Here is a 19,923-nt window from a genome sequence, read left to right on the forward strand (position 1 = left end):
TTAATTTCCAGCAAAGCTATTACCACAATGTTAGGTATATGTTAGGTGTAAATTACCATTCGTTTACCAGAGTGTTAACCCTATGTTAAGTAGCATTAGGCTCAGTATCTTAGCCCTACTTTTTTGCAAATAAAGTGCAATAACCAAATCGGTCCGATTAATAGAAACTTAACATCATCTAAAAACGAAGGCTTCTTTCCTTCAATCTTGTGCCCTATAAACTGCCCTATCCATGCAATTACAAAAATCACCAAACACACCAGCCACAATGCTGGTCCACCACTGGCCTCCCATTTCTCTAGCTGAACAATGATCATACTCATTCCAAAAATGAGCAACAGCATCAGGTACGACAATACAGGAGAAAGCTTTAAATAGTAATAAACAGAAAAGGCGATTAAGAACGAAGCCCAGTTCAGGTATCCATTGTACCTTCCCAAAAATCCGATATGCGGAAAAGGAATGGCCCAAACCAAACCTAATAAACTAAACACAATTAGAGGAACACAAATCCAGTGAATAATTTCATTTGAAGGGTTTTGATGGCTTTCGGCATATTTATCAAAAAGGACATCTACCTCACTTCTTTGCTCCGTTTTCATATCGTTATAAGTTTACTGAGTAAAAATAAAAAAAGCGACAGAATAAACCGTCGCTTTTATAAAATATTAATAGCCTGCAGTAATAATTGCAGGTTCGCTTATGCTATTTCGCAAAAGAAACCGATCTGGTCTCTCTTATTACAGTTACTTTAATCTGACCTGGATAAGTCATCTCTGTTTGAATGCGGTTCGAGATGTCAGCTGCCAATAGTTCTGCCTGCTGATCAGTTACCCTTTCACTTTCAACCACAACCCTAAGCTCTCTACCTGCCTGTATCGCAAATGTTTTCTCTACACCCGGATAAGAAAGCGCAAGCTCTTCCAACTCTTTTAATCGTTTAATATAGCTTTCAACTACCTCACGTCTAGCACCCGGACGTGCACCTGATATGGCATCACAAGCCTGTACAATAGGAGATATCATTGAAGTCATTTCTATCTCGTCATGGTGAGCTCCAATAGCATTACAAATTTCAGGATGTTCCTTATACTTCTCAGCCAGTTGCATACCTAAAATAGCGTGAGGTAATTCTGGATTATCATCTGGCACCTTACCTATATCATGTAACAGACCTGCACGTTTTGCCATTTTTGCATTTAAACCAAGTTCTGCCGCCATAGTAGCACAGAAGTTAGCAACCTCACGTGAGTGATGTAATAAATTTTGTCCGTAAGATGAACGGTAACGCATACGACCAACCATTCTGATCAATTCAGGATGTAACCCGTGGATACCCAAATCAATTACAGTACGCTCTCCTATCTCTACAATTTCATCCTCAATCTGCTTCTTGGTTTTAGCAACAACCTCTTCAATACGGGCCGGATGAATTCTACCATCAGTTACCAAACGGTGTAAAGCCAAACGCGCTATCTCTCTTCTTACCGGATCAAATCCTGATAAGATAATTGCTTCAGGAGTATCATCTACAATAATCTCAATACCTGTTGCAGCTTCTAAAGCACGGATATTACGACCCTCTCGCCCAATAACACGTCCTTTAATTTCGTCACTTTCGATATGAAAAACTGAAACCGTATTCTCAATAGCAGCCTCAACTGCCGTACGCTGTATGGTTTGTATAACAACTTTCTTTGCTTCTTTTGTTGCAGTAAGCTTAGCTTCATCAACAATATCCTTAACCTGGATCATCGCTTGTGTGCGTGCCTCCTGTTTCATTGTTTCAACCAACTGGCTTTTTGCTTCATCAGCACTTAAACCTGCAATAGTTTCCAATTGCTTTACATGTTGGTTTTTCAACAATTCAACTTCTTCTTGTTTCTTTAATGCAATTTCAGTTTGCTTTTCAAGGTTCTTTTTATGATTATCAAGTTCTTGATCTTTGCGGGTAGCGTTTTCAAGCTTCTGGTTTAAAGACTGTTCTTTTTGTTTTAAGGTATTCTCTCGTTGATTGATCTGGTTATTTCTGGAATTTACTTCTTGCTCGTGCTCAGATTTCATTTGGAGGAATTTCTCTTTTGCCTCTAGCAATCTGTCTTTCTTTAAGATCTCAGCGTTACTTTCCGCATCCTTAAGTATCTTCTTTACCTTGCTCTGAACTGCAATTTCCTGCTTCTTAAGCAGGCTACGCAGCAGATATCTGCCTATTAAAATGCCGATTACTAATCCGGCAAGTACGTATCCTAATATTTCCATTCTATTTTTCTATATAAATCAGCTCATACACGCTGCATCACTGTTAAAAATTCGTTTAAAAAAAAACCGCAACTAACTTTATTGAGCCCCAAAGTTTTAAAAACCTCAACTAATTATAATTAGGATTTAAGTCATTTTCAGGTACATAAATGCAAATGAAATACACCTTCTTAATCCTATAAATATTGAAGTGTTAAGTTTTAAAAATAATGAAACTCAAAAACCTAGCTGCGGCTAATATCTTTGTTGTCTTAACTAATATAAAGAACGATCTTATTTCGAAAAAAAATCATTTAATAAACTATCCAATTCTTCCACCTTCTCGGCAACAGCAGTATCTTGATCCTGGACTTTGTTTTCTACTCTCAACACTGCCGTTGCATAGTGCAGTACTGCCATAGAAAGCAAATCCTGTTTATCGCGAACGGCATAATTTTCCTGATAATCTTTTATGCGCTCGTTAATAATCTTGGCTGCTCGCCTTACAATTTCTTCCTCTTCTGTATTGACCTTTAAGGGGTAAATACGATCGGAAATAGTTATTTTTATAGAGATTTCTCCCATTTTTTAGCTTTGTTTCACTTTTTCAAGTATTCCTTATTTCTTAAGTAATACAACACACTTATCTATTTCACGCACAAAATCGTTAATTTTTTGCTTTATATCAAGTGTCTTTTCACTTGTTCCTTCAATACTTTTCGCAAGCTTCAAAACTCTAAGCTTTTCCTCAAGCTCAGTGTTCTTGTTTTTTGATGTATCAAGGGCAACTTTTACTGACTGGTTCTCAAGCTTTAATAAATCATTTTCTTCCTGCAAAGCATTACAAAGCTCTATTAAACGAGTTGTTTTTTGCAATACTGAATTTAACTGATCTGCTACAGAAGACATTCTACTAAAGTTGTTTTTTATTTAAAATATTATTTTTTCAGAAAACACTTACTTATTTTCTGATTTCTGCTTTCGCTGTTTGCGCTAAGTTAGATATAATCTTTTGCATAACGGAATCAATCTGCTTATCCGTTAATGTTTGCTCTTCATCCTGAAGGGTAAAATTAAGTGCATATGATTTCTTTCCTGCAGGTAGTTTATCTCCAACGTACACATCAAACACCTGTACATTCTTAATCAATTTCCGCTCTGTTTTGAATGCTATGGTCTTTAAATCATCAAAAGTCACATTAGTATCTACCAGCATAGATAAGTCTCTTCTTACTGATGGATACTTTGGAACTTCTTTATTTATGATTTTATTTCTCTTTATAATATCTAAAAGCTGTGCCCAATCAAAATCTGCATAATAAACATCTTTATCAATATCAGCTTTCTTTTTATCAGCAGCTGTTGCAGCTCCAAAAGTTACAATTGCTTTATCACCTCTAAAGTATTTTAAACCAAAAGCAAAGCTTTCATTTTTAACTTCTTCAGTTTGATAGTTTGTTATGCCAAGGCGACCAATAACGGCATCAACTGCAGCTTTTAAATTATAAAAACTTACCGGCGAGGCTTTATGGTTCCATTGCTCAGATTGATTAGAACCTGATAACACAATTAATAACCTTGGGCGCTCTACATATTTCTCATTTATCAAATGGTAGGTTTTACCAAATTCATAAAATTTAATATCAGCAGTTTTCCTGTTTAAATTATAAGCAACACTCTCCAGGGCAGGCAACAGCAATTCCTGGCGCATTACATTTAAATCTGAACTTAATGGATTTAAGATCTGTACTGCTTCTTCAGGCACTTTTGAATAAGCTCCCTTTGTTAATGAATTACACCAGATCTCTAAAAAGCCGTTAGCAGTTAACATATCAGCAATAACATGCTGTGTTTGCTCTTTATCTGGCTTAGTGCCATAAGATAGTGATGCATTTATTTTACTAGGAATCTCAATATTATTATAGCCATAAATCCTTAAAACCTCTTCAGTAACATCGCATTCGCGGGTTACATCAACTTTAAAGCTTGGCACTTTAAGCTCCAAACCTTCGGTGGTTTCTTTGGCCACTTCAATGCCTAATGCAGTAATTATATCTTTAATTTCTGCATCGGGAATATTAGCTCCAATTAATTTATTGATGTTCTGATAGCTAACTTCAACATCAAAAGGCTTTATAGGATTAGCGTAAACATCTGAAACCGACGAAGCGATTTCACCGCCTGCCAATTCCTGAATTAATAGCGCTGTACGTTTTAAAGCAAAAGTTGTTATTTCTGGATCAGCACCACGCTCATACCTGAACGAAGCATCTGTTTTTAAACCATGGCGTTTAGACGTTTTACGCACAGAAACAGAGTCGAAATAGGCACTTTCCAGGAATACATTTTTAGTGGCATCAGTTATTCCCGAGGTTTTGCCTCCAAAAACCCCTGCAATACACATAGGTTCTTCTGCATTACAGATCATCAAATCTTCAGCAGAAAGCTTACGCTCAACCCCATCAAGCGTTACAAAAGGTGTTCCTTCAGCACATTTCTTAACAAAAACTTTAGCACCTTTTATCTGATCAGCATCAAAAGCATGAAGTGGTAAACCCAGATCATGTAAAACATAATTGGTTATATCTACAATGTTATTGATGGGTCTGATACCTATTACTTTTAATTTATCCTGAAGCCAATCTGGAGAAGCTTTGACAGTAACTCCACTTATGGTAACACTGCTATAACGCGGACAAGCACTCGTATCTTCAACCTTAACTTCAATTTTAAGGTTTTCATTATTCGTTTTAAAGCCAGAAACGTCAGGCATCTGAATACTTTTACGCAAATAAGCAGCTAAATCTCTTGCTACACCTAAGTGCGAAGCAGCATCTGCCCTGTTAGGTGTTAAACCTATTTCAAAAAGATAATCATCTTCCAGCTTAAAATATTCTTTAGCAGAAATACCAATTGCAGTATCGGCTGGCAAAACAAGTATTCCGTCATGAGAAACGCCCAAACCAATCTCATCTTCTGCACAGATCATCCCTTCGGATACTTCTCCTCTTATTTTTGATTTGTTGATTTTAAAAGGCTCCCCTTCATTTGGGTAAACGGTAGTGCCAACAGTAGCAACCACAACCTTTTGGCCCTGAGCTACGTTTGGAGCACCACAAACAATTTGTAAAATATCTGGTCCGCCAACATCAACGGTTGTAACACGAAGACGGTCTGCATTAGGATGTTGTACGCAAGTTAACACATGACCTATAACCAATCCGGCTAAACCACCAGCAACAGGCTGCACGGTTTCTAAGCTTTCTACTTCCAGTCCAATATTTGTTAATATAAGAGAAAGTTCCTGAGGTGTTTTATCAGTTTGTATGAATTGTTTAAGCCAATTGTATGATATCTTCATTATCTGGTATCTAGTATGAAATACTGGGAAAACGCAAAGATAATATTTTAAAGGGGAATGCTAAAAGAGAAATGCCATTAATGCATACCTCCCAATCCCGATAACATAATGGCACATGCTCCTGCTCCTATTACTAATAAGATAACTGATAGAATAACCAATCTGAGACCCGGCTTTACAGGTTTGTTATTTGCTGTCGCTACAATCATCATGATAATACCAACTATAAATATGATGGCAACAGCTGCCCAATACAATAAAAGAAGAGCAATCATAATTACTGTATTAATTTAAAACGTTCGTTTAACTTTTCTCTGATATCATCGATTTTATTATCTCTGTAAAAAATATTCATTGTTTCAAATGGGATGATCTTCATTTTATCACTCACAATATGAACACATGATTTTTTTACTGCCCGTACATCAAAATCCAGAGGATCCATAAAGTTCATTATAATGATGCGAAACAGGTTATTATAATTCAAATGATCTGATTTTACTCTTGGCAAACAACACATAAGCTCTCCAAACTCTCCCTCTGCACAATCAACAGATATTCCTGTACTAAACAAATTCAGCAGATGCTCCTTCAGTTTCTCATCATGTTCAAAAACGATGGTGTTTTTTGAATTGTTCAGCAAATCTTCTGGATTAATTAAATGTGTCATAGGTATTACGTCATCCCCAATTTTTAACGCATAAGCCATACAAAGTGCATCAGGGTTACAAGGCACCGGAATCAGGTCCTGCGGGGTAAACAATGGGTACTGTTCATATATTTTCCTACGAACCTCTGTAAGCGTTATCCTTCCCTGCTGATCGTTATAATTGTCATTTCTGCCGGCAACCTGGGTTGGCTGAAATGTTACTCCACGCACGCATTTTTGTTTTAAAGCGTAATCTAGGATATCACCAATTTCATGGTCATTCAAGCCTTTTTGTAACGTTACCACCAATGTGGTCGAAACATTAAACTTATTTAAATTATCTATCGCCTTTTTCCTTACTTCTGTAAGGTCTTCTCCTCTTAACTTTGTTAAAACGGCTGCATTAAAACTGTCAAACTGAAGATAAATTTCAAAATCAGGCATATATGAGGCCAGCTTTTCAACAAAATTAATATCCTTTGCAATTCTAATTCCATTTGTATTTACCATTAGGTGTTTAATGGGCTTACTCTTTGCAAGATCAAGAATTTTAAAAAAGTCGGGATGCACAGTTGGCTCGCCTCCAGAAATCTGAACCACATCCGGCTCCCCTTCATTCGCCACTACCGTATCCATCATTTTATTGATTTCTTCAAGAGTTCTGTGTCTACCATAACTCGGAGAAGACATAGCATAACAGGTTGGGCAACTTAAATTACATCGGTCTGTTACTTCTATTATTGTTAAACACGAATGCTGTTCATGATCTGTACAGAGGCCACAATCATATGGGCAACCATAATGTACCTTGGTATTAAATTTCAAAGGCATCTCAGACTGTTTGTTGTAATTTCTGATCTGCTTGTAATACTCTACATCGTCGGCAATCACAACTTTACTATCGCCATGGGTTTTACAATGTTTTAGCATATAAACCTTCTCATCCTGAAAAACAATTTTTGCATCTATTAGTTCCAGACATTCCGGACACAGACTTTTTGTATAATCGTAATAGATATAATTTCTTATTTTCATTTGAGGATGCTATTTGAGATGCGAAGAATAAATTTGTAATAATAGTTGAATATAAACAATGAAATCCAATGGATCACACTTAAATCCAAAAACAATGGGTGATACGGTTTAATAAATTCTACCAGAAATCGATATAAAAAATATAAAACCATAAACAATTTAAAGTGATCGCCATTGATCAGCCTCTTTTTCAAAAAAATAAAGAATAGGAAAAGAAACACCATATAGATCATTTCATAGAGTGCCACTGGATGTCTTTTTAAACCATCACCCAGATCCATCCCCGTAAAAAAATGTGTTTCAACACCAAAAGTGGGCTCATCTATACCCATTAAAAAACAACCTATGCGCCCAATAAACAAGGCAACTATAATTGGTATTACATAAAGATCACCGGAGGCAATCTTTACGCCTATAATTTTTTTGATAAGCTCTACGCCAAACAACCCTCCAATAAAACCTCCTGCGATAGTTTTATTACTGAAGAATGCCAGCAAACTTAAATGTTTTATTGATTCCGGATCCTCAAGCGCAGCAACGACCCGGGAGCCAATAAGTGCACCAATCATTGCCCCCAGCATAATCCACAACCTGTTTTCATCAGAAATAGGATCAACTATCTTTTTCTTTAAGAAATAATAAACCCTAATGCCTATAAGAAAGGCTAGTGTTTCAAAAATATAATGCCAATGATATAACTCACCAAAAAGCTCAAAACGAACGGGAAAATTCATGTTTATCAGATTAACCCTTGATCTCCGAAGCTATAATATCCCTTATCTGCAAGAATAAGATGATCCAATACTTGTAAATCAAGCATCTTCCCTCCCTCTACCAGCTTCTTTGTAAGCTGTAAATCCTGACTGCTGGGCTTCAGATTTCCTGAAGGATGATTATGAGCAAGAATAATAAAAGCTGCGTTATGTTCAAGTGCAGTTTTAAAAATAATTTTTGGGTCTGCTACCGTACCTGCCAACCCACCTTTGCTAATAATCTGCTTTCCGATTACCCTATTTGCCGTATTTAAGATCAAGATCCAAAACTCTTCATGATTTAAGTCGGCAAAAACCGGCATCATTATTTCAAAGGCATCCTTTGATGATGCTATATGCACCACCTCTGTTGCTCCTGTATCCTTTCTCCTACGACCCAGTTCTAATGCGGCAACTATAGCTATTGCTTTTGCTTCTCCAATGCCTTTAAAGTTCGAAAGGCTTTTAACAGAAACTTTGCCTAGTGCATCCAGATCATTTCCATACTCGGCAAGTATTCGTTTGCTTAGATCAACAGCACTTTCATTTCTGTTTCCAGAACCAATTAAAATAGCTATAAGCTCGGCATCGGTTAAATGCCTGCGGCCGTTAAGTAATAGTTTTTCGCGAGGCCTATCTGCCTCTGCCCATAATTTTATCCCCAGTTTTGGTTGATATGGTTTCATTGGAACGCTTTTTTGAACATAAAAAAAGGGATATGCAATGCATATCCCTTTTACAATATTGTAAAGCTATGTTTATTTTAAGCTATTAACAAACTTAGTTAATTTAGATTTGTTGTTAGCTGCTTTATTTTTGTGAATAACGCTTTTTTTGGCTAAACGATCTAACATAGAAACTACTTTAGGAAGTAATTCTAGTCCTGTTTTTTTATCTTCAGCAGCACGCAGTCTTTTAATAAACGTACGAGTTGTTTTTGCTTGATATCTATTACGTAAACGTTTAGTTGCGTTTGCTCTAATTCTTTTTAATGAAGATTTATGATTTGCCATTTTTTGTTATTAAAATATTTTATGTTGAGACCAGCTCTTTTATTTCTTCTTATTTTTCGGACTGCAAATATAGAACTAATGTTTTTAAAATGCAAAATCAGAACATAAATATTTTTTTTAATCTTCTCCAACATAAATACTTGTATCATCAATATACCACATTAATACATGTTAGATATTAGATAAATCGAATTTAGAGCACCAATTGTTCGAAAAAAACACCTGTTTTGCGAAGTAATGTCGAACCAGCAACATTCTAACACAGTGCCGATCAATACCAACAGCTATATTTATCAATCAAAAAACCGAATTAAAAGCTTTCATTAAACGCTTAAAATGCTATTTTTGGACATAATGATAACATTACTACCTTTGAAAAAGAATAAATAGCCTCAATTTATATTGCCCCATGAAAAAACGTATAGCCATATTTGCCTCAGGGTCAGGATCTAACGCCCAAAAGCTAATGGAGCATTTTAAAAATAACCCTGAAGTAGAAATTGCATTGGTGCTTACCAACAACCCTGATGCCTACGTTCTACAGCGTGCAGACAATTTTGAAATCCCTTCTCATATTTTTGACAGACATGAATTTTATCAAACCGATAATATTATTGATCTGCTAAAAAATCTGGATGTGGATCTGATTGTATTAGCAGGATTTTTATGGCTAATCCCTAAAAATTTAATAAATGAATATCCGGGACGTATTGTAAACATACACCCTGCTATATTACCTAAGTTTGGCGGAAAAGGAATGTATGGAGATCATGTACATAATGCGGTACTGGCTGCCAAGGAAACTGAAGGTGGCATAACAATACATTATGTTGATGAAAATTACGATGAAGGAGAATATATTTATCAGGCAAAATACCGTATTGACAAAGACGATAATTTGGAAATGATTAAGTTTAAAGGCCAGCAATTAGAGCACCAGCATTATCCCCGTATCATAGATGGGATTATTAAAAAGATAAAAAAATAGTATATTTTTATTATTTAGGCATACTAATTTCTCGGTTAAAAAAACTAATTTTGCGGCTCAAAATTTTTCTCTAATGAGTCAATCGATAAAGATCAAAAACGCTTTAATTTCAGTTTATTACAAAGATGGTTTAGAGCCTTTAGTTCGCCTGCTGGCAAAACAAGGTGTTCAATTGTTTTCTACCGGAGGTACAGAACAATTTATTAAAGATTTAAATTTACCTGTTACCGCAGTTGAAGACCTTACGGGTTATCCTTCAATTTTAGGCGGAAGAGTTAAAACTTTACACCCTAAAGTTTTTGGTGGTATTTTAAACCGCAGAGCTTTAAGTTCAGATCAGGAACAAATTTCTCAGTATGAGATTCCAGAAATAGATCTTGTTATTGTTGATTTATATCCTTTCGAAGAAACACTAAAAGCTGGTGGTTCTGAAGAAGAAATTATTGAAAAAATAGACATCGGTGGCATCTCACTGATTAGAGCAGCAGCTAAAAACTTTAATGATGTAGTAATCCTTGCTTCTAAAGATGATTATTCAACTTTACAGGAGCAACTGGAAAATCAGAATGGAGAGACTACTTTAGCTCAACGTAAAGCATACGCCAAAAAAGCATTCCATACTTCTTCTAACTACGACACTGCAATCTTCAATTATTTCAATACTGAAGAACCGCTTAACGTATTTAAACAAAGTATCAGCAAAGCACAAATCTTAAGATATGGCGAGAACCCACATCAGCAAGGTGTGTTTTATGGCGATTTAGATGCAATGTTCACTAAATTAAATGGCAAAGAGCTTTCTTACAACAACCTTGTTGACGTTGATGCTGCTGTTGCATTAATTGACGAATTTGAGGCGCCTACATTTGCTATTTTAAAACATACAAATGCTTGTGGCGTAGCTTCAAGAACAAATCTTTTAGATGCCTGGAACGTAGCTTTAGCTTGTGATCCGGTTTCTGCATTTGGTGGTGTATTAATTGCCAACAGAGAGATTGACCTTGCTACAGCAACAGAAATTAATAAATTGTTTTTTGAAGTATTAATTGCTCCTTCTTATCAGCCTGAAGCTGTTGAGCTTTTCCGTGCTAAAAAGAACAGGGTAATTTTACAGAGAAACGATGTAGAATTGAGCAAAAAACAATTTAAAACTTTGTTAAACGGAGTTATTGAGCAGGATAAGGATTTAGTTATCGAAGGTCCGGATCAAATGACCGCTGTAACAGAAAAAGCACCTACTGCCCAGGAATTAATTGATCTACATTTTGCTAATAAAATTGTAAAGCATACAAAATCAAACACCATCGTATTTGTTAAAAACGATCAGCTATTATCTAGTGGTGTTGGTCAAACTTCAAGAGTTGATGCATTAAAACAAGCAATTGTAAAGGCAGAGGCTTTCGGTTTTGACTTAAAAGGCTCTGTAATGGCTTCAGATGCATTTTTTCCGTTCCCTGATTGTGTAGAAATTGCTGCTGAAGCAGGAATTACTGCAGTTTTACAGCCAGGTGGCTCTATTAAAGATGCTGATTCTGTAAATATGGCTAATGAAAAAGGTATAACCATGGTTACTACTGGCATCAGACATTTCAAACACTAACTTTATTTGTCTCTCAATACAATAAAAAGACGTAGTTTTACATTACTATAGTACACAGAATTTTTAATACTTAAATTATCACCTATAAATGGGTCTATTTAATTGGTTTACACAAGAAGTTGCTATCGATTTAGGTACGGCAAACACCTTGATTATACATAATGACAAAGTAGTAGTTGATGAACCTTCAATTGTTGCTTTTGACAGACAAACAAATAAAATTATAGCAATTGGCAGGCAGGCCATGCAAATGGAGGGTAAAACCCACGATAACATCAGAACAGTAAGGCCCCTTAAAGATGGCGTTATTGCTGATTTCAATGCTGCTGAAGCCATGATCAAAGGTATGATCCGCATGTTAAATGGCGGTAAAGGCTGGATGTTTCCTTCGTTAAGAATGGTAATCTGTATTCCCTCCGGTATTACTGAAGTTGAAAAACGTGCAGTAAGAGACTCTGCTGAAATTGCAGGTGCTAAAGAGGTTTACCTGATCCATGAGCCTATGGCTGCTGCTGTGGGTATTGGTATCGACGTGGAAGAACCAATGGGCAACATGATCATTGATATAGGTGGTGGTACAACTGAGATCGCGGTAATCGCTTTATCAGGTATTGTGTGCGATCAGTCTATCCGCGTTGCGGGAGATAACTTTGACTCTGATATTGTAAACTACATCCGTCGCCAGCACAACATTATGATTGGCGATCGTACTGCTGAAAAAATTAAAATTGAAGTTGGTGCTGCATTACCTGAATTACAGGATCCACCAGCTGATTTTGCGGTACAGGGAAGAGACTTGATGACTGGGGTTCCTAAACAGATCACCGTATCTTATACTGAGATTGCGCATTGCTTAGATAAATCAATTTCAAAAATCGAAGAGGCTATTCTTAAAGCTTTAGAGATTACTCCGCCAGAGCTTTCTGCTGATATTTACCAAACAGGTATCTACTTAACAGGTGGTGGTGCATTGCTTCGTGGTTTAGATAAACGTGTAGCTGCTAAAACGAAATTGCCGGTTCACGTTGCAGAAGATCCTCTTCGTGCAGTTGTACGTGGTACAGGTATCGCCTTAAAAAACATTGGCGGTTTCAAATTTTTAATGCAATAATTAAATGAAGATAAACTAAGGGCTTCCCTCTTATATTTAGAATATGCGTAACCTTTGGATTTTTATAAGCAGATATAACGCATTTTTCTTCTTCATCATTTTCTTTACTGTTGGAGTTGTTCTTACCGTAAGAAACAACTCCTACCAACGAAGTGTAACCATTAACTCGACAAATAAAGTTGTTGGTGATGTGTACAACAACCTTAATGTATTAAAAAAATACATTAACCTGGGTTCTGTAAATGATAGCCTGGCAGTAGAGAATGCGAAACTGAAGACGGAGATACTTGCCCTTAAAAATATAGACACGGCTAAGGATGTTGTAGTAAAAGACACGGCCGGAGTACCTCAATACACTTATCTTTCGGCCAGGGTTATTAAAAACTCCATTACCAACCGGAATAACTTTATCACTATTAATCGTGGCAAAGCCGATGGCATGGAAACTAATATGCCTGTCATTTCGCCAGGAAGGGGCGTTGTAGGCTTTGTACAGGATGTTTCTGAGCACTTAGCTACTGTACGTTCGCTACTACATAAGGACACGCACATTAGCGTGAGCCTAAAGAGAAACAATGCGGTAGGATCGTTAGTATGGGGCGACAGAAATTCCGATTACAGAAAGGCCTATATTAAAGATATTCCTAATCACTTTAAAGTAAATCTAAAGGATACGGTAGTTACATCGGGGTTCTCATTTTTTCCTTCGGGCATTCCTGTGGGCACAGTTAGTAACACTGGCATATCCACCGGAGATAACTTCATGACCATTGAAATCAATCTGTTCAATGATTTTAGTACCTTACAATACGTTTACGTCATTAAAAATAAACTAGCAAAGGAACAAACAGAATTAGAAGCGAAATTACCCAATGAGCAGTAGATTAGTATTAACAAACGTAGTCAGGTGGTTTATACTACTTTTATTTCAAATCCTTTTACTAAGGAATTTGAGTTTCTACAATATGGCAACTCCTTTTGTTTACATATTGTTTTTGCTATTGCTTCCATTTGGAATTCCCAACCTGTTACTTTACTTAATCGCCTTTGTTACCGGTTTAACTCTTGATGCATTTTATGATACATTGGGTGTTCATACCGCAGCTTGTGTAACTTTAGTTTTTGTAAGGATACTGTTTATTTCTGTAACGGTAAGCAGGGATGGCTTTGATGAACCGGAACCTACTCTGGGAAATATGGGCATTAAATGGTTTCTTCTATATGCTTTTTTATGCACTTTTGCACATCACATTGTGCTGTTCTTTTTAGAAACATTTAGATTAACTGAATTTTCATACACGCTACTAAAGTGTCTTTTAAGTGGAATTTTCACACTGTTTCTTGTTACCTTGATCGAGTTTATATTTTATAACAGAAAGGTACGCTAATGGATAATCTGTTTAACCGAAAATATATTGTACAAGGATTATTCATTGTTGTTTCATTGATATTATTAGGTACACTTTTTTATATACAAGTATTTAGCGACAAATATTTCCTTTCTGCAGAGAGTAATGTGTTGAGAAAGCTTTACACTTTTCCGGCCCGTGGAGTTATTTTAGATAGAAACGAAAAGATTCTTGTACAGAATGAGCCGGTATACGATTTAATGGTTATACCTAACGACGTAAAAGAATTTGATACGCTTGCTCTTTGTGGCATTATTGGTATTGATACCATAAAATTCAAAAAGAATTTTAAGAAAGCTTTAAACCAGTCGAGATACCAACCTAGCATATTTGAAAAACAACTTTCCGTAAGTATTTATCAATCGCTGTCAGAAAAACTATATCGTTTCCCTGGTTTTTTTGTACAAAGCAGAACGATAAGACAGTATCCCGATAGCATAGCCGGTCACTTTTTAGGGTATATAAAAGAAGTAAGCCCTACCGATATTGAAAGATCTGAAGGCTATTACAGACCTGGAGATTACATAGGAAAAACAGGTGTAGAGAAAGCTTATGAAACTGCGCTAAGAGGTGAACGGGGTGTAGTAAATATGCTTTATGATGCGCACAATGTACCAAAGGGTAGTTATGCGGAAGGGAAATTCGATACTTCGGCGGTTTCAGGAGAGCAATTGATATCTTCTCTGGATGTAAGAATCCAGAAACTAGGTGAAGAATTACTGAAAAATAAGGTAGGCAGTATAGTAGCAATAGAACCTGCTACTGGCGAAATCCTCGCTTTTGTAAGTAGTCCGGGTTATGATCCGAATTTAATGGTTGGCCGCCAACAGGGCAATAATTATATGGATTTACTTAAAAATCCAAACCGTGTGCTTAACATTCGTCCTATACAAGGTTATTATTCGCCAGGATCTTCTTTTAAGCCTTTAGATGCGCTGATTGGGCTACAGGAAGGCGTTATTGATGAGAACACCACATTTAATTGCCCGGGCTATTTCCGTGTTGGAAACCACACTACTAAATGTGAGCACGTTGACGGAAATATTGCATTGCGAAGAGGTCTTGCCAGATCATGTAATACTTATGCATGTTATGTATTTCAGAAACTATTAACACAGAAAAAATTTAATAGGAATCAGCAAGTAGCATATGATTACTGGCAAAAGAAAGTAAAGCTCTGGGGCCTTGGCGATACCCTTGGTATAGATTTACCGGGAGAGCGTAAAGGAAGGCTATACGACGCATCTTATTATTCAAAAAAGTACAGCAAGTATTGGGGCTATTCAACTGTAATTTCGTTAGCCATTGGGCAAGGCGAGATGGATGCAACCCCTTTACAGATGGCAAATATTATGGCGGCCATTGCTAATAAAGGTTATTATATAAAGCCTCACCTGGTTAAATCTATCGGAAAAGATCATGTGATTAGAAAGGAATATCTAAAGAAAAACTATGTTGGTGTTGATGCAGCACACTTCGGGCCTGTAATTGATGGGATGCAGGAAGCAGTAAATTCGCCATGGGGTACTGCTTTGGCTTCGAGAATAGATGGAATTATAATGTGTGGAAAAACAGGTACTGTACAAAATCCACGTGGCAAAAACCACTCCGTATTTATTGGCTTTGCCCCCAGAGATAATCCAAAAATTGCCATCGCAGTTATTGTAGAAAATGCTGGCTACGGGGGCACTTATGCGGCGCCAATTGCAAGTTATATTACAGAGAAGTATCTTAAAGATAGTATACCTCCAAACAGAAGAGGTGGAGTAGAATGGATGAAAAAACAAGTTATTCTTCCTGCGCTACCAAAACCAAAAGTGAAAACCAAAGCAGCCCTTATTGATTCTGCTAAAAAAGCGGATTCACTTAAAAAAAGCATTAATGCTGTTGAACCAAAAAAAGTGATAGATAAAAAAAATGACTAATCAGCAAAGCAACAGATTCTTCTTCAATGTAGATTGGATTACTATCCTAATTTACATTGCTTTGTGTGCGGTTGGTTACGTAAATATTTATGCTTCAGTACATAACACGACTGACACCTCTGTGTTTAATTTTGGCAGCAATTACGGAAAACAATTGATCTATGTTATTGCGGGTCTGGTGTTGGGTTTTTCAATTTTGCTATTGGATGCCAAGTTCTTTAGCGTCTTCTCGCCTATTGTATACGGTGTTACAGTACTACTACTCATTATTGTTTTGGTGGTTGGTAGAAATGTCGGTGGTAACCAGGCCTGGATATCACTAGGTGGTGGGTTTCGATTGCAACCCTCTGAGTTTGCGAAGTTTGGTACGGCTCTATTGCTCGCCCGGTATATTAGCAGCTTCAGTCCTAAATTCAGAGATTTAAAATCTATAGCTTTTGCGGGATTGATTATGGGCATTCCTCTTGTGCTTATCATGCTTCAGCCTGATGCTGGATCGGCTCTTGTATTTTTGGCTTTCATGTTTCCAATGTACAGAGAAGGTTTATCTGGTTACTTTTTGCTGATCTTTTTAGGAATGATTGTGTTATTTGTGGCCGACTTCCTTGTTCCATTAAAAGTATTAATTCCTACTATTCTGCTTATTGGAGGTTTCTTTGTTTATCAAAACAAGCGAAAACAGAAGGTTATGTTTTCTGCAATTCTTGTAACAATAATAGCAATTGCTTATTTATTTGTGGTAAAACTAGCCTACGAGAAGGTTTTGAAACCGCATCAACGTACAAGGATAGAGCTGATATTAGGATTAAAGATAGACCCAAAGGGTGTTGGTTATAATGTGATACAATCTAAAATAGCTATCGGTTCGGGCCAACTTACAGGTCGTGGTTTTTTACAGGGGACCCAAACTAAATATGGTTATGTTCCAGCTCAGAGTACTGACTTCATTTTCTCTACAATTGGAGAAGAATGGGGTTTTGTAGGTTGCTTTGTAGTGATTGGATTGTTCTTATTCCTCTTACTTCGCTTAATTAACCTTGCAGAGCGACAGCGATCTACATTCTCCAGAGTATATGGTTATTGTGTTGCCAGTATCCTGTTCTTCCACGTATTCATAAATATTGGTATGGCCATAGGCATTGTGCCTGTAATTGGCATACCCCTACCCTTTATCAGTTATGGAGGATCATCGCTTTGGAGTTTTACAATATTGTTGTTTATATTCCTTAAGCTGGACTCAAACAGAATGGGCTTTATCTAAGCCTATGAAAAACGCTGACTTAGCAATTCGTAAAATTTATCTACAGTAGTCTGTTTTGAAGCCCAGTTGTTCTTCTCTGCATAGTTATTTTTTAGGAACGTATCTGCAGTCTTTAAATCAGGCATTTTATTGATCAGGTCGATGGCTTCGGAATAAGCAAGATTATAGCCATTAAACAAATCCTTAATGTATAATAGTTTTTCATTAAGAGTTATTCCTTTTTTAAGATCTGTTATTGTGGGCTTGTTGCTTTCCAAATTCAAATTAACAGAGCTATTATTGTTCTTGCCTGCCAGAATATCGTTTAAGGTAGGCCTTACATTACTTACAGGCTCTTGTTGTATTGGTTCTGGTGTAGTTTCATTTACAAAAGCTTTGGCTGGCTCAGGGGCTTTAAAAACAACAGGTTCAGGAGTAGGTATTGGAGCAGGTTCTAGCGCTTCTGGTTCTTCCTGTACTTGAACGACTGGTTCTTCTTTATAAACAACGGGTTCCTGAATTGGTTCTGGTTCCTCGTCAATTGTTGCTTCTTCAATTCCGCTAGTCACAAGAGCAGGTTCCTGAATTACTTTTTCAGTCGGCTGCTGATCAGTTGTTTCAAACTGCGACTTGCTTTCCATTAACCTCTGCTTTTCAGCAATAATGCGTTCTTCTTCTTTACTTAATGGCCTGTCAAAAATACTATCAACAGATTTTTCTTCGAAGTCAAACTTATCAGTTGATGAATTATCATTTAAAATAAATTCAAAAGACGGAACGTGGTTCTTAACTTCTTCCACTTCCCGAACATTCTCTGGTTCTTGAGAAATTAAAGGCTCTTCCTTTTCTACAACACTGTCTAAAGTATGTTCAGGTATTTCCTTTACAGGCTTATTGTTATTTAACTTCTTTACAATTTGAACATGATCCGACAAAAAATTGGCATTTGCCATAAACAGTTCCAGTTCTAACTCATTCAATTGCTCTGGATTATGAGCTAAAAACTCGTACTGATCTTGAAGTTCGTTTAGTATTTGTCCTATTTTTTTGAAAATATCACCTTGGTTCATCATAATTTAATAACGGAAGAATTGACTTTTTATGTTGGTAACTTGCCATTCAAAAGTACTACAAAATTCTGATATTAGCAGGCTATAAGTACTACAATACGATGTTATTCAGCGAACAAAATTACAGAAGAGGAGAGTTTTGCGGTAGCATAGAGGTAATTTGCGGCTCTATGTTTTCGGGCAAAACAGAAGAATTATTAAGGAGATTAAGAAGGGCTCAAATTGCTCAGCTGAATGTTGAAATCTTTAAACCTAAAACAGATACCAGATATGACGAAAATGCAGTGGTGTCTCACGATTTAAATTCAATTCAATCAACACCGGTAGAAACATCATCTTCAATACTACTTTTAGATGCCAATACTCAGGTTGTCGGTATTGATGAGGCTCAGTTTTTCGATGAAGACCTGCCTGACGTATGCAACAAACTTGCTCAAAAAGGAATAAGGGTTATTGTAGCCGGGTTAGATATGGATTTTCTTGGTAAACCTTTCGGTCCCATACCAGCGCTAATGGCTATTGCAGAATTGGTAACAAAGGTAAATGCAGTTTGTGTTCGTTGTGGTAGTCCGGCGATGTACTCTTTCCGTAAAGTTGCTAGCGAATCGAAAATATTATTAGGCGAAAAGGACAGTTATGAGCCTCGTTGCAGACGGTGCTATCATTTGGCCGATAACGTTATCCTGAATTAAAAAGCATAAAGTGATTACAAAGCTAGGCCAGGGGACAATTTTTACATCGTTTTCCTCTAAGGTATTTCTCACAGCAGTCTTTTTTCTTTTTATCCTTTTTTTCCTGCTTAGAGTGTTTGTTCTTTTTATGTTTCTTTGACATGGCCTATATTATCAATAAACAAAAAAAGGTACATACTGTTTCATCAGTATGTACCTTAAAATACCAGGGTAAACTGGCTAAATTAGATTAAGCCTCGCTTTCGTATTTAATCTGGCCAACGTGTTTGTCAATCTGCCATCTTCCAGTTCCTTCTTCTCCGATTACATCAAACAATTCAAGGGCACGACGAGCTTTATATTCTTCTTCTCTTTGTTCTCTAAAGAACCAGTTTAAGAACTCAAGAGTTACATAATCCTGTTCTTTATGGCAACGAGCTGCAATGCTTTTAATAGATTGGGTTACGCTAATTTCCTGATCCAAAGCTTCTTCAAAAACCTCACGGAAAGAGTTATATTCAATTTTGATATTTGTGATGTCAGGAGAAATTGCTGTACCTCCCATATCTAAAACATATTTATAGAATTTAAGCTGATGGGCTCTTTCTTCTTCGGCTTGCTTGAAAAAATAATCAGATGAAAAGTCGTATCCATTGCGATTACACCATGAAGCCATAGAAAGATAAATAGCTGATGAGTGGGCTTCTTTTTTTATTTGCTGGTTAATAAGTGTCTCTACATCTGATGAGAGTAAGCACTTTGCGCGAATGATATCTTTCATAATTACTATCGTTTAAATGATATTATAACATCAAAAATAATGCAATAAATTAAGAATAGATAATATTAGAGTAATATGGA

20 protein-coding genes are annotated in these 19,923 nt (G+C 36.6%); 8 read left to right on the forward strand and 12 right to left on the reverse strand.

Annotated features, from left to right (window positions below):
- Nucleotides 1-101: 101 nt before the first annotated feature.
- The 10 genes from HQN86_RS12180 to rpsT all read right to left on the reverse strand — a co-directional run bounded on the left by HQN86_RS12180 (nucleotide 102) and on the right by rpsT (nucleotide 9,048).
- Nucleotides 102-602: an Mpo1 family 2-hydroxy fatty acid dioxygenase gene (locus HQN86_RS12180; RefSeq protein ID WP_172661239.1), complete on the reverse strand. Its 501-nt coding sequence runs from the start codon at nucleotides 600-602 to the stop codon at nucleotides 102-104.
- 103 nt (nucleotides 603-705) lie between these two features.
- A complete protein-coding gene (gene rny, locus HQN86_RS12185; protein ID WP_172661240.1) occupies nucleotides 706-2,259 on the reverse strand; it encodes a ribonuclease Y in 1,554 nt (517 codons plus the stop codon).
- 273 nt (nucleotides 2,260-2,532) lie between these two features.
- Nucleotides 2,533-2,823, reverse strand: coding sequence for a cell division protein ZapA (locus tag HQN86_RS12190; protein ID WP_068891351.1), 291 nt, complete (start codon nucleotides 2,821-2,823; stop codon nucleotides 2,533-2,535).
- A gap of 33 nt (nucleotides 2,824-2,856) precedes the next feature.
- Nucleotides 2,857-3,147: a hypothetical protein gene (locus HQN86_RS12195; RefSeq protein WP_048907317.1), complete on the reverse strand. Its 291-nt coding sequence runs from the start codon at nucleotides 3,145-3,147 to the stop codon at nucleotides 2,857-2,859.
- 52 nt (nucleotides 3,148-3,199) lie between these two features.
- On the reverse strand, nucleotides 3,200-5,599 hold the full coding sequence (gene pheT, locus HQN86_RS12200; RefSeq protein WP_172661241.1) for a phenylalanine--tRNA ligase subunit beta: 2,400 nt from the start codon (nucleotides 5,597-5,599) through the stop codon (nucleotides 3,200-3,202).
- A gap of 77 nt (nucleotides 5,600-5,676) precedes the next feature.
- Nucleotides 5,677-5,874, reverse strand: coding sequence for a hypothetical protein (locus HQN86_RS12205; protein WP_048907319.1), 198 nt, complete (start codon nucleotides 5,872-5,874; stop codon nucleotides 5,677-5,679).
- Between the two features lie 2 nt (nucleotides 5,875-5,876).
- Nucleotides 5,877-7,283: a radical SAM protein gene (locus tag HQN86_RS12210; RefSeq protein WP_172661242.1), complete on the reverse strand. Its 1,407-nt coding sequence runs from the start codon at nucleotides 7,281-7,283 to the stop codon at nucleotides 5,877-5,879.
- Nucleotides 7,280-8,017, reverse strand: coding sequence for a prolipoprotein diacylglyceryl transferase (locus HQN86_RS12215; RefSeq protein ID WP_172661243.1), 738 nt, complete (start codon nucleotides 8,015-8,017; stop codon nucleotides 7,280-7,282). Before HQN86_RS12215 ends, HQN86_RS12210 begins: the two co-directional genes overlap by 4 nt.
- A gap of 5 nt (nucleotides 8,018-8,022) precedes the next feature.
- Entirely contained in the window at nucleotides 8,023-8,721 is a 699-nt protein-coding gene (gene radC, locus HQN86_RS12220; RefSeq protein ID WP_172661244.1) for a RadC family protein, read from the reverse strand.
- Nucleotides 8,722-8,793: 72 nt separating this feature from the next.
- On the reverse strand, nucleotides 8,794-9,048 hold the full coding sequence (gene rpsT / locus HQN86_RS12225; protein WP_048907321.1) for a 30S ribosomal protein S20: 255 nt from the start codon (nucleotides 9,046-9,048) through the stop codon (nucleotides 8,794-8,796).
- A 409-nt stretch (nucleotides 9,049-9,457) separates the two neighbouring features.
- Here rpsT and purN point away from each other — a divergent pair, with 409 nt between their 5' ends.
- The 7 genes from purN to rodA all read left to right on the forward strand — a co-directional run bounded on the left by purN (nucleotide 9,458) and on the right by rodA (nucleotide 17,342).
- Nucleotides 9,458-10,036 carry a phosphoribosylglycinamide formyltransferase gene (gene purN, locus HQN86_RS12230; protein ID WP_172661245.1) on the forward strand — a complete coding sequence of 193 codons (579 nt, stop codon included), beginning with the start codon at nucleotides 9,458-9,460 and terminating at the stop codon, nucleotides 10,034-10,036.
- A gap of 73 nt (nucleotides 10,037-10,109) precedes the next feature.
- A complete protein-coding gene (gene purH, locus HQN86_RS12235; RefSeq protein WP_172661246.1) occupies nucleotides 10,110-11,636 on the forward strand; it encodes a bifunctional phosphoribosylaminoimidazolecarboxamide formyltransferase/IMP cyclohydrolase in 1,527 nt (508 codons plus the stop codon).
- 88 nt (nucleotides 11,637-11,724) lie between these two features.
- On the forward strand, nucleotides 11,725-12,747 hold the full coding sequence (locus HQN86_RS12240) for a rod shape-determining protein (protein WP_048907325.1): 1,023 nt from the start codon (nucleotides 11,725-11,727) through the stop codon (nucleotides 12,745-12,747).
- Nucleotides 12,748-12,790: 43 nt separating this feature from the next.
- Entirely contained in the window at nucleotides 12,791-13,630 is an 840-nt protein-coding gene (gene mreC, locus HQN86_RS12245; protein ID WP_172661247.1) for a rod shape-determining protein MreC, read from the forward strand.
- Nucleotides 13,620-14,135: a rod shape-determining protein MreD gene (locus HQN86_RS12250; RefSeq protein ID WP_172661248.1), complete on the forward strand. Its 516-nt coding sequence runs from the start codon at nucleotides 13,620-13,622 to the stop codon at nucleotides 14,133-14,135. Before mreC ends, HQN86_RS12250 begins: the two co-directional genes overlap by 11 nt.
- Nucleotides 14,135-16,081 carry a penicillin-binding protein 2 gene (mrdA, locus tag HQN86_RS12255; protein WP_172661249.1) on the forward strand — a complete coding sequence of 649 codons (1,947 nt, stop codon included), beginning with the start codon at nucleotides 14,135-14,137 and terminating at the stop codon, nucleotides 16,079-16,081. The genes HQN86_RS12250 and mrdA overlap by 1 nt, the downstream gene beginning before the upstream one ends.
- A complete protein-coding gene (rodA, locus tag HQN86_RS12260) occupies nucleotides 16,074-17,342 on the forward strand; it encodes a rod shape-determining protein RodA (RefSeq protein WP_172661250.1) in 1,269 nt (422 codons plus the stop codon). The genes mrdA and rodA overlap by 8 nt, the downstream gene beginning before the upstream one ends.
- Before the next feature lie 2 nt (nucleotides 17,343-17,344).
- Here rodA and HQN86_RS12265 read toward each other — a convergent pair whose 3' ends face one another.
- Nucleotides 17,345-18,394 (reverse strand): hypothetical protein, encoded by a 1,050-nt coding sequence (locus tag HQN86_RS12265; RefSeq protein WP_172661251.1) that lies wholly within the window; start codon nucleotides 18,392-18,394, stop codon nucleotides 17,345-17,347.
- A 98-nt stretch (nucleotides 18,395-18,492) separates the two neighbouring features.
- On the opposite strand from HQN86_RS12265, the gene HQN86_RS12270 reads away from it, so the two are divergent.
- The gene (locus HQN86_RS12270) at nucleotides 18,493-19,083 is read left to right on the forward strand and encodes a thymidine kinase (protein ID WP_048907331.1); all 591 of its coding nucleotides are present in this window, start codon (nucleotides 18,493-18,495) and stop codon (nucleotides 19,081-19,083) included.
- Nucleotides 19,084-19,312: 229 nt separating this feature from the next.
- On the opposite strand, the gene HQN86_RS12275 is transcribed toward HQN86_RS12270, so the two are convergent.
- Nucleotides 19,313-19,843, reverse strand: a complete 531-nt coding sequence (locus HQN86_RS12275) for a ferritin (protein WP_172661252.1) — start codon at nucleotides 19,841-19,843, stop codon at nucleotides 19,313-19,315.
- Nucleotides 19,844-19,923: the final 80 nt, after the last annotated feature.

The organism is Pedobacter panaciterrae (assembly GCF_013204795.1).
Taxonomy (GTDB): domain Bacteria; phylum Bacteroidota; class Bacteroidia; order Sphingobacteriales; family Sphingobacteriaceae; genus Pedobacter; species Pedobacter panaciterrae.

Excerpts from the sequence above, each read along its gene's own strand:
- HQN86_RS12215 (WP_172661243.1), bottom strand. The coding sequence starts at position 8,017 with ATGAATTTTCCCGTTCGTTTTGAGCTTTTTGGTGAGTTATATCATTGG.
- rny (WP_172661240.1), bottom strand. The coding sequence starts at position 2,259 with ATGGAAATATTAGGATACGTACTTGCCGGATTAGTAATCGGCATTTTA.
- HQN86_RS12265 (WP_172661251.1), bottom strand. The coding sequence starts at position 18,394 with ATGATGAACCAAGGTGATATTTTCAAAAAAATAGGACAAATACTAAAC.
- HQN86_RS12190 (WP_068891351.1), bottom strand. The coding sequence starts at position 2,823 with ATGGGAGAAATCTCTATAAAAATAACTATTTCCGATCGTATTTACCCC.
- rodA (WP_172661250.1), top strand. The coding sequence starts at position 16,074 with ATGACTAATCAGCAAAGCAACAGATTCTTCTTCAATGTAGATTGGATT.
- pheT (WP_172661241.1), bottom strand. The coding sequence starts at position 5,599 with ATGAAGATATCATACAATTGGCTTAAACAATTCATACAAACTGATAAA.
- radC (WP_172661244.1), bottom strand. The coding sequence starts at position 8,721 with ATGAAACCATATCAACCAAAACTGGGGATAAAATTATGGGCAGAGGCA.
- HQN86_RS12205 (WP_048907319.1), bottom strand. The coding sequence starts at position 5,874 with ATGATTGCTCTTCTTTTATTGTATTGGGCAGCTGTTGCCATCATATTT.
- mrdA (WP_172661249.1), top strand. The coding sequence starts at position 14,135 with ATGGATAATCTGTTTAACCGAAAATATATTGTACAAGGATTATTCATT.
- HQN86_RS12270 (WP_048907331.1), top strand. The coding sequence starts at position 18,493 with ATGTTATTCAGCGAACAAAATTACAGAAGAGGAGAGTTTTGCGGTAGC.
- HQN86_RS12195 (WP_048907317.1), bottom strand. The coding sequence starts at position 3,147 with ATGTCTTCTGTAGCAGATCAGTTAAATTCAGTATTGCAAAAAACAACT.
- HQN86_RS12210 (WP_172661242.1), bottom strand. The coding sequence starts at position 7,283 with ATGAAAATAAGAAATTATATCTATTACGATTATACAAAAAGTCTGTGT.
- mreC (WP_172661247.1), top strand. The coding sequence starts at position 12,791 with ATGCGTAACCTTTGGATTTTTATAAGCAGATATAACGCATTTTTCTTC.
- purH (WP_172661246.1), top strand. The coding sequence starts at position 10,110 with ATGAGTCAATCGATAAAGATCAAAAACGCTTTAATTTCAGTTTATTAC.
- HQN86_RS12240 (WP_048907325.1), top strand. The coding sequence starts at position 11,725 with ATGGGTCTATTTAATTGGTTTACACAAGAAGTTGCTATCGATTTAGGT.
- HQN86_RS12275 (WP_172661252.1), bottom strand. The coding sequence starts at position 19,843 with ATGAAAGATATCATTCGCGCAAAGTGCTTACTCTCATCAGATGTAGAG.
- HQN86_RS12250 (WP_172661248.1), top strand. The coding sequence starts at position 13,620 with ATGAGCAGTAGATTAGTATTAACAAACGTAGTCAGGTGGTTTATACTA.
- HQN86_RS12180 (WP_172661239.1), bottom strand. The coding sequence starts at position 602 with ATGAAAACGGAGCAAAGAAGTGAGGTAGATGTCCTTTTTGATAAATAT.
- rpsT (WP_048907321.1), bottom strand. The coding sequence starts at position 9,048 with ATGGCAAATCATAAATCTTCATTAAAAAGAATTAGAGCAAACGCAACT.
- purN (WP_172661245.1), top strand. The coding sequence starts at position 9,458 with ATGAAAAAACGTATAGCCATATTTGCCTCAGGGTCAGGATCTAACGCC.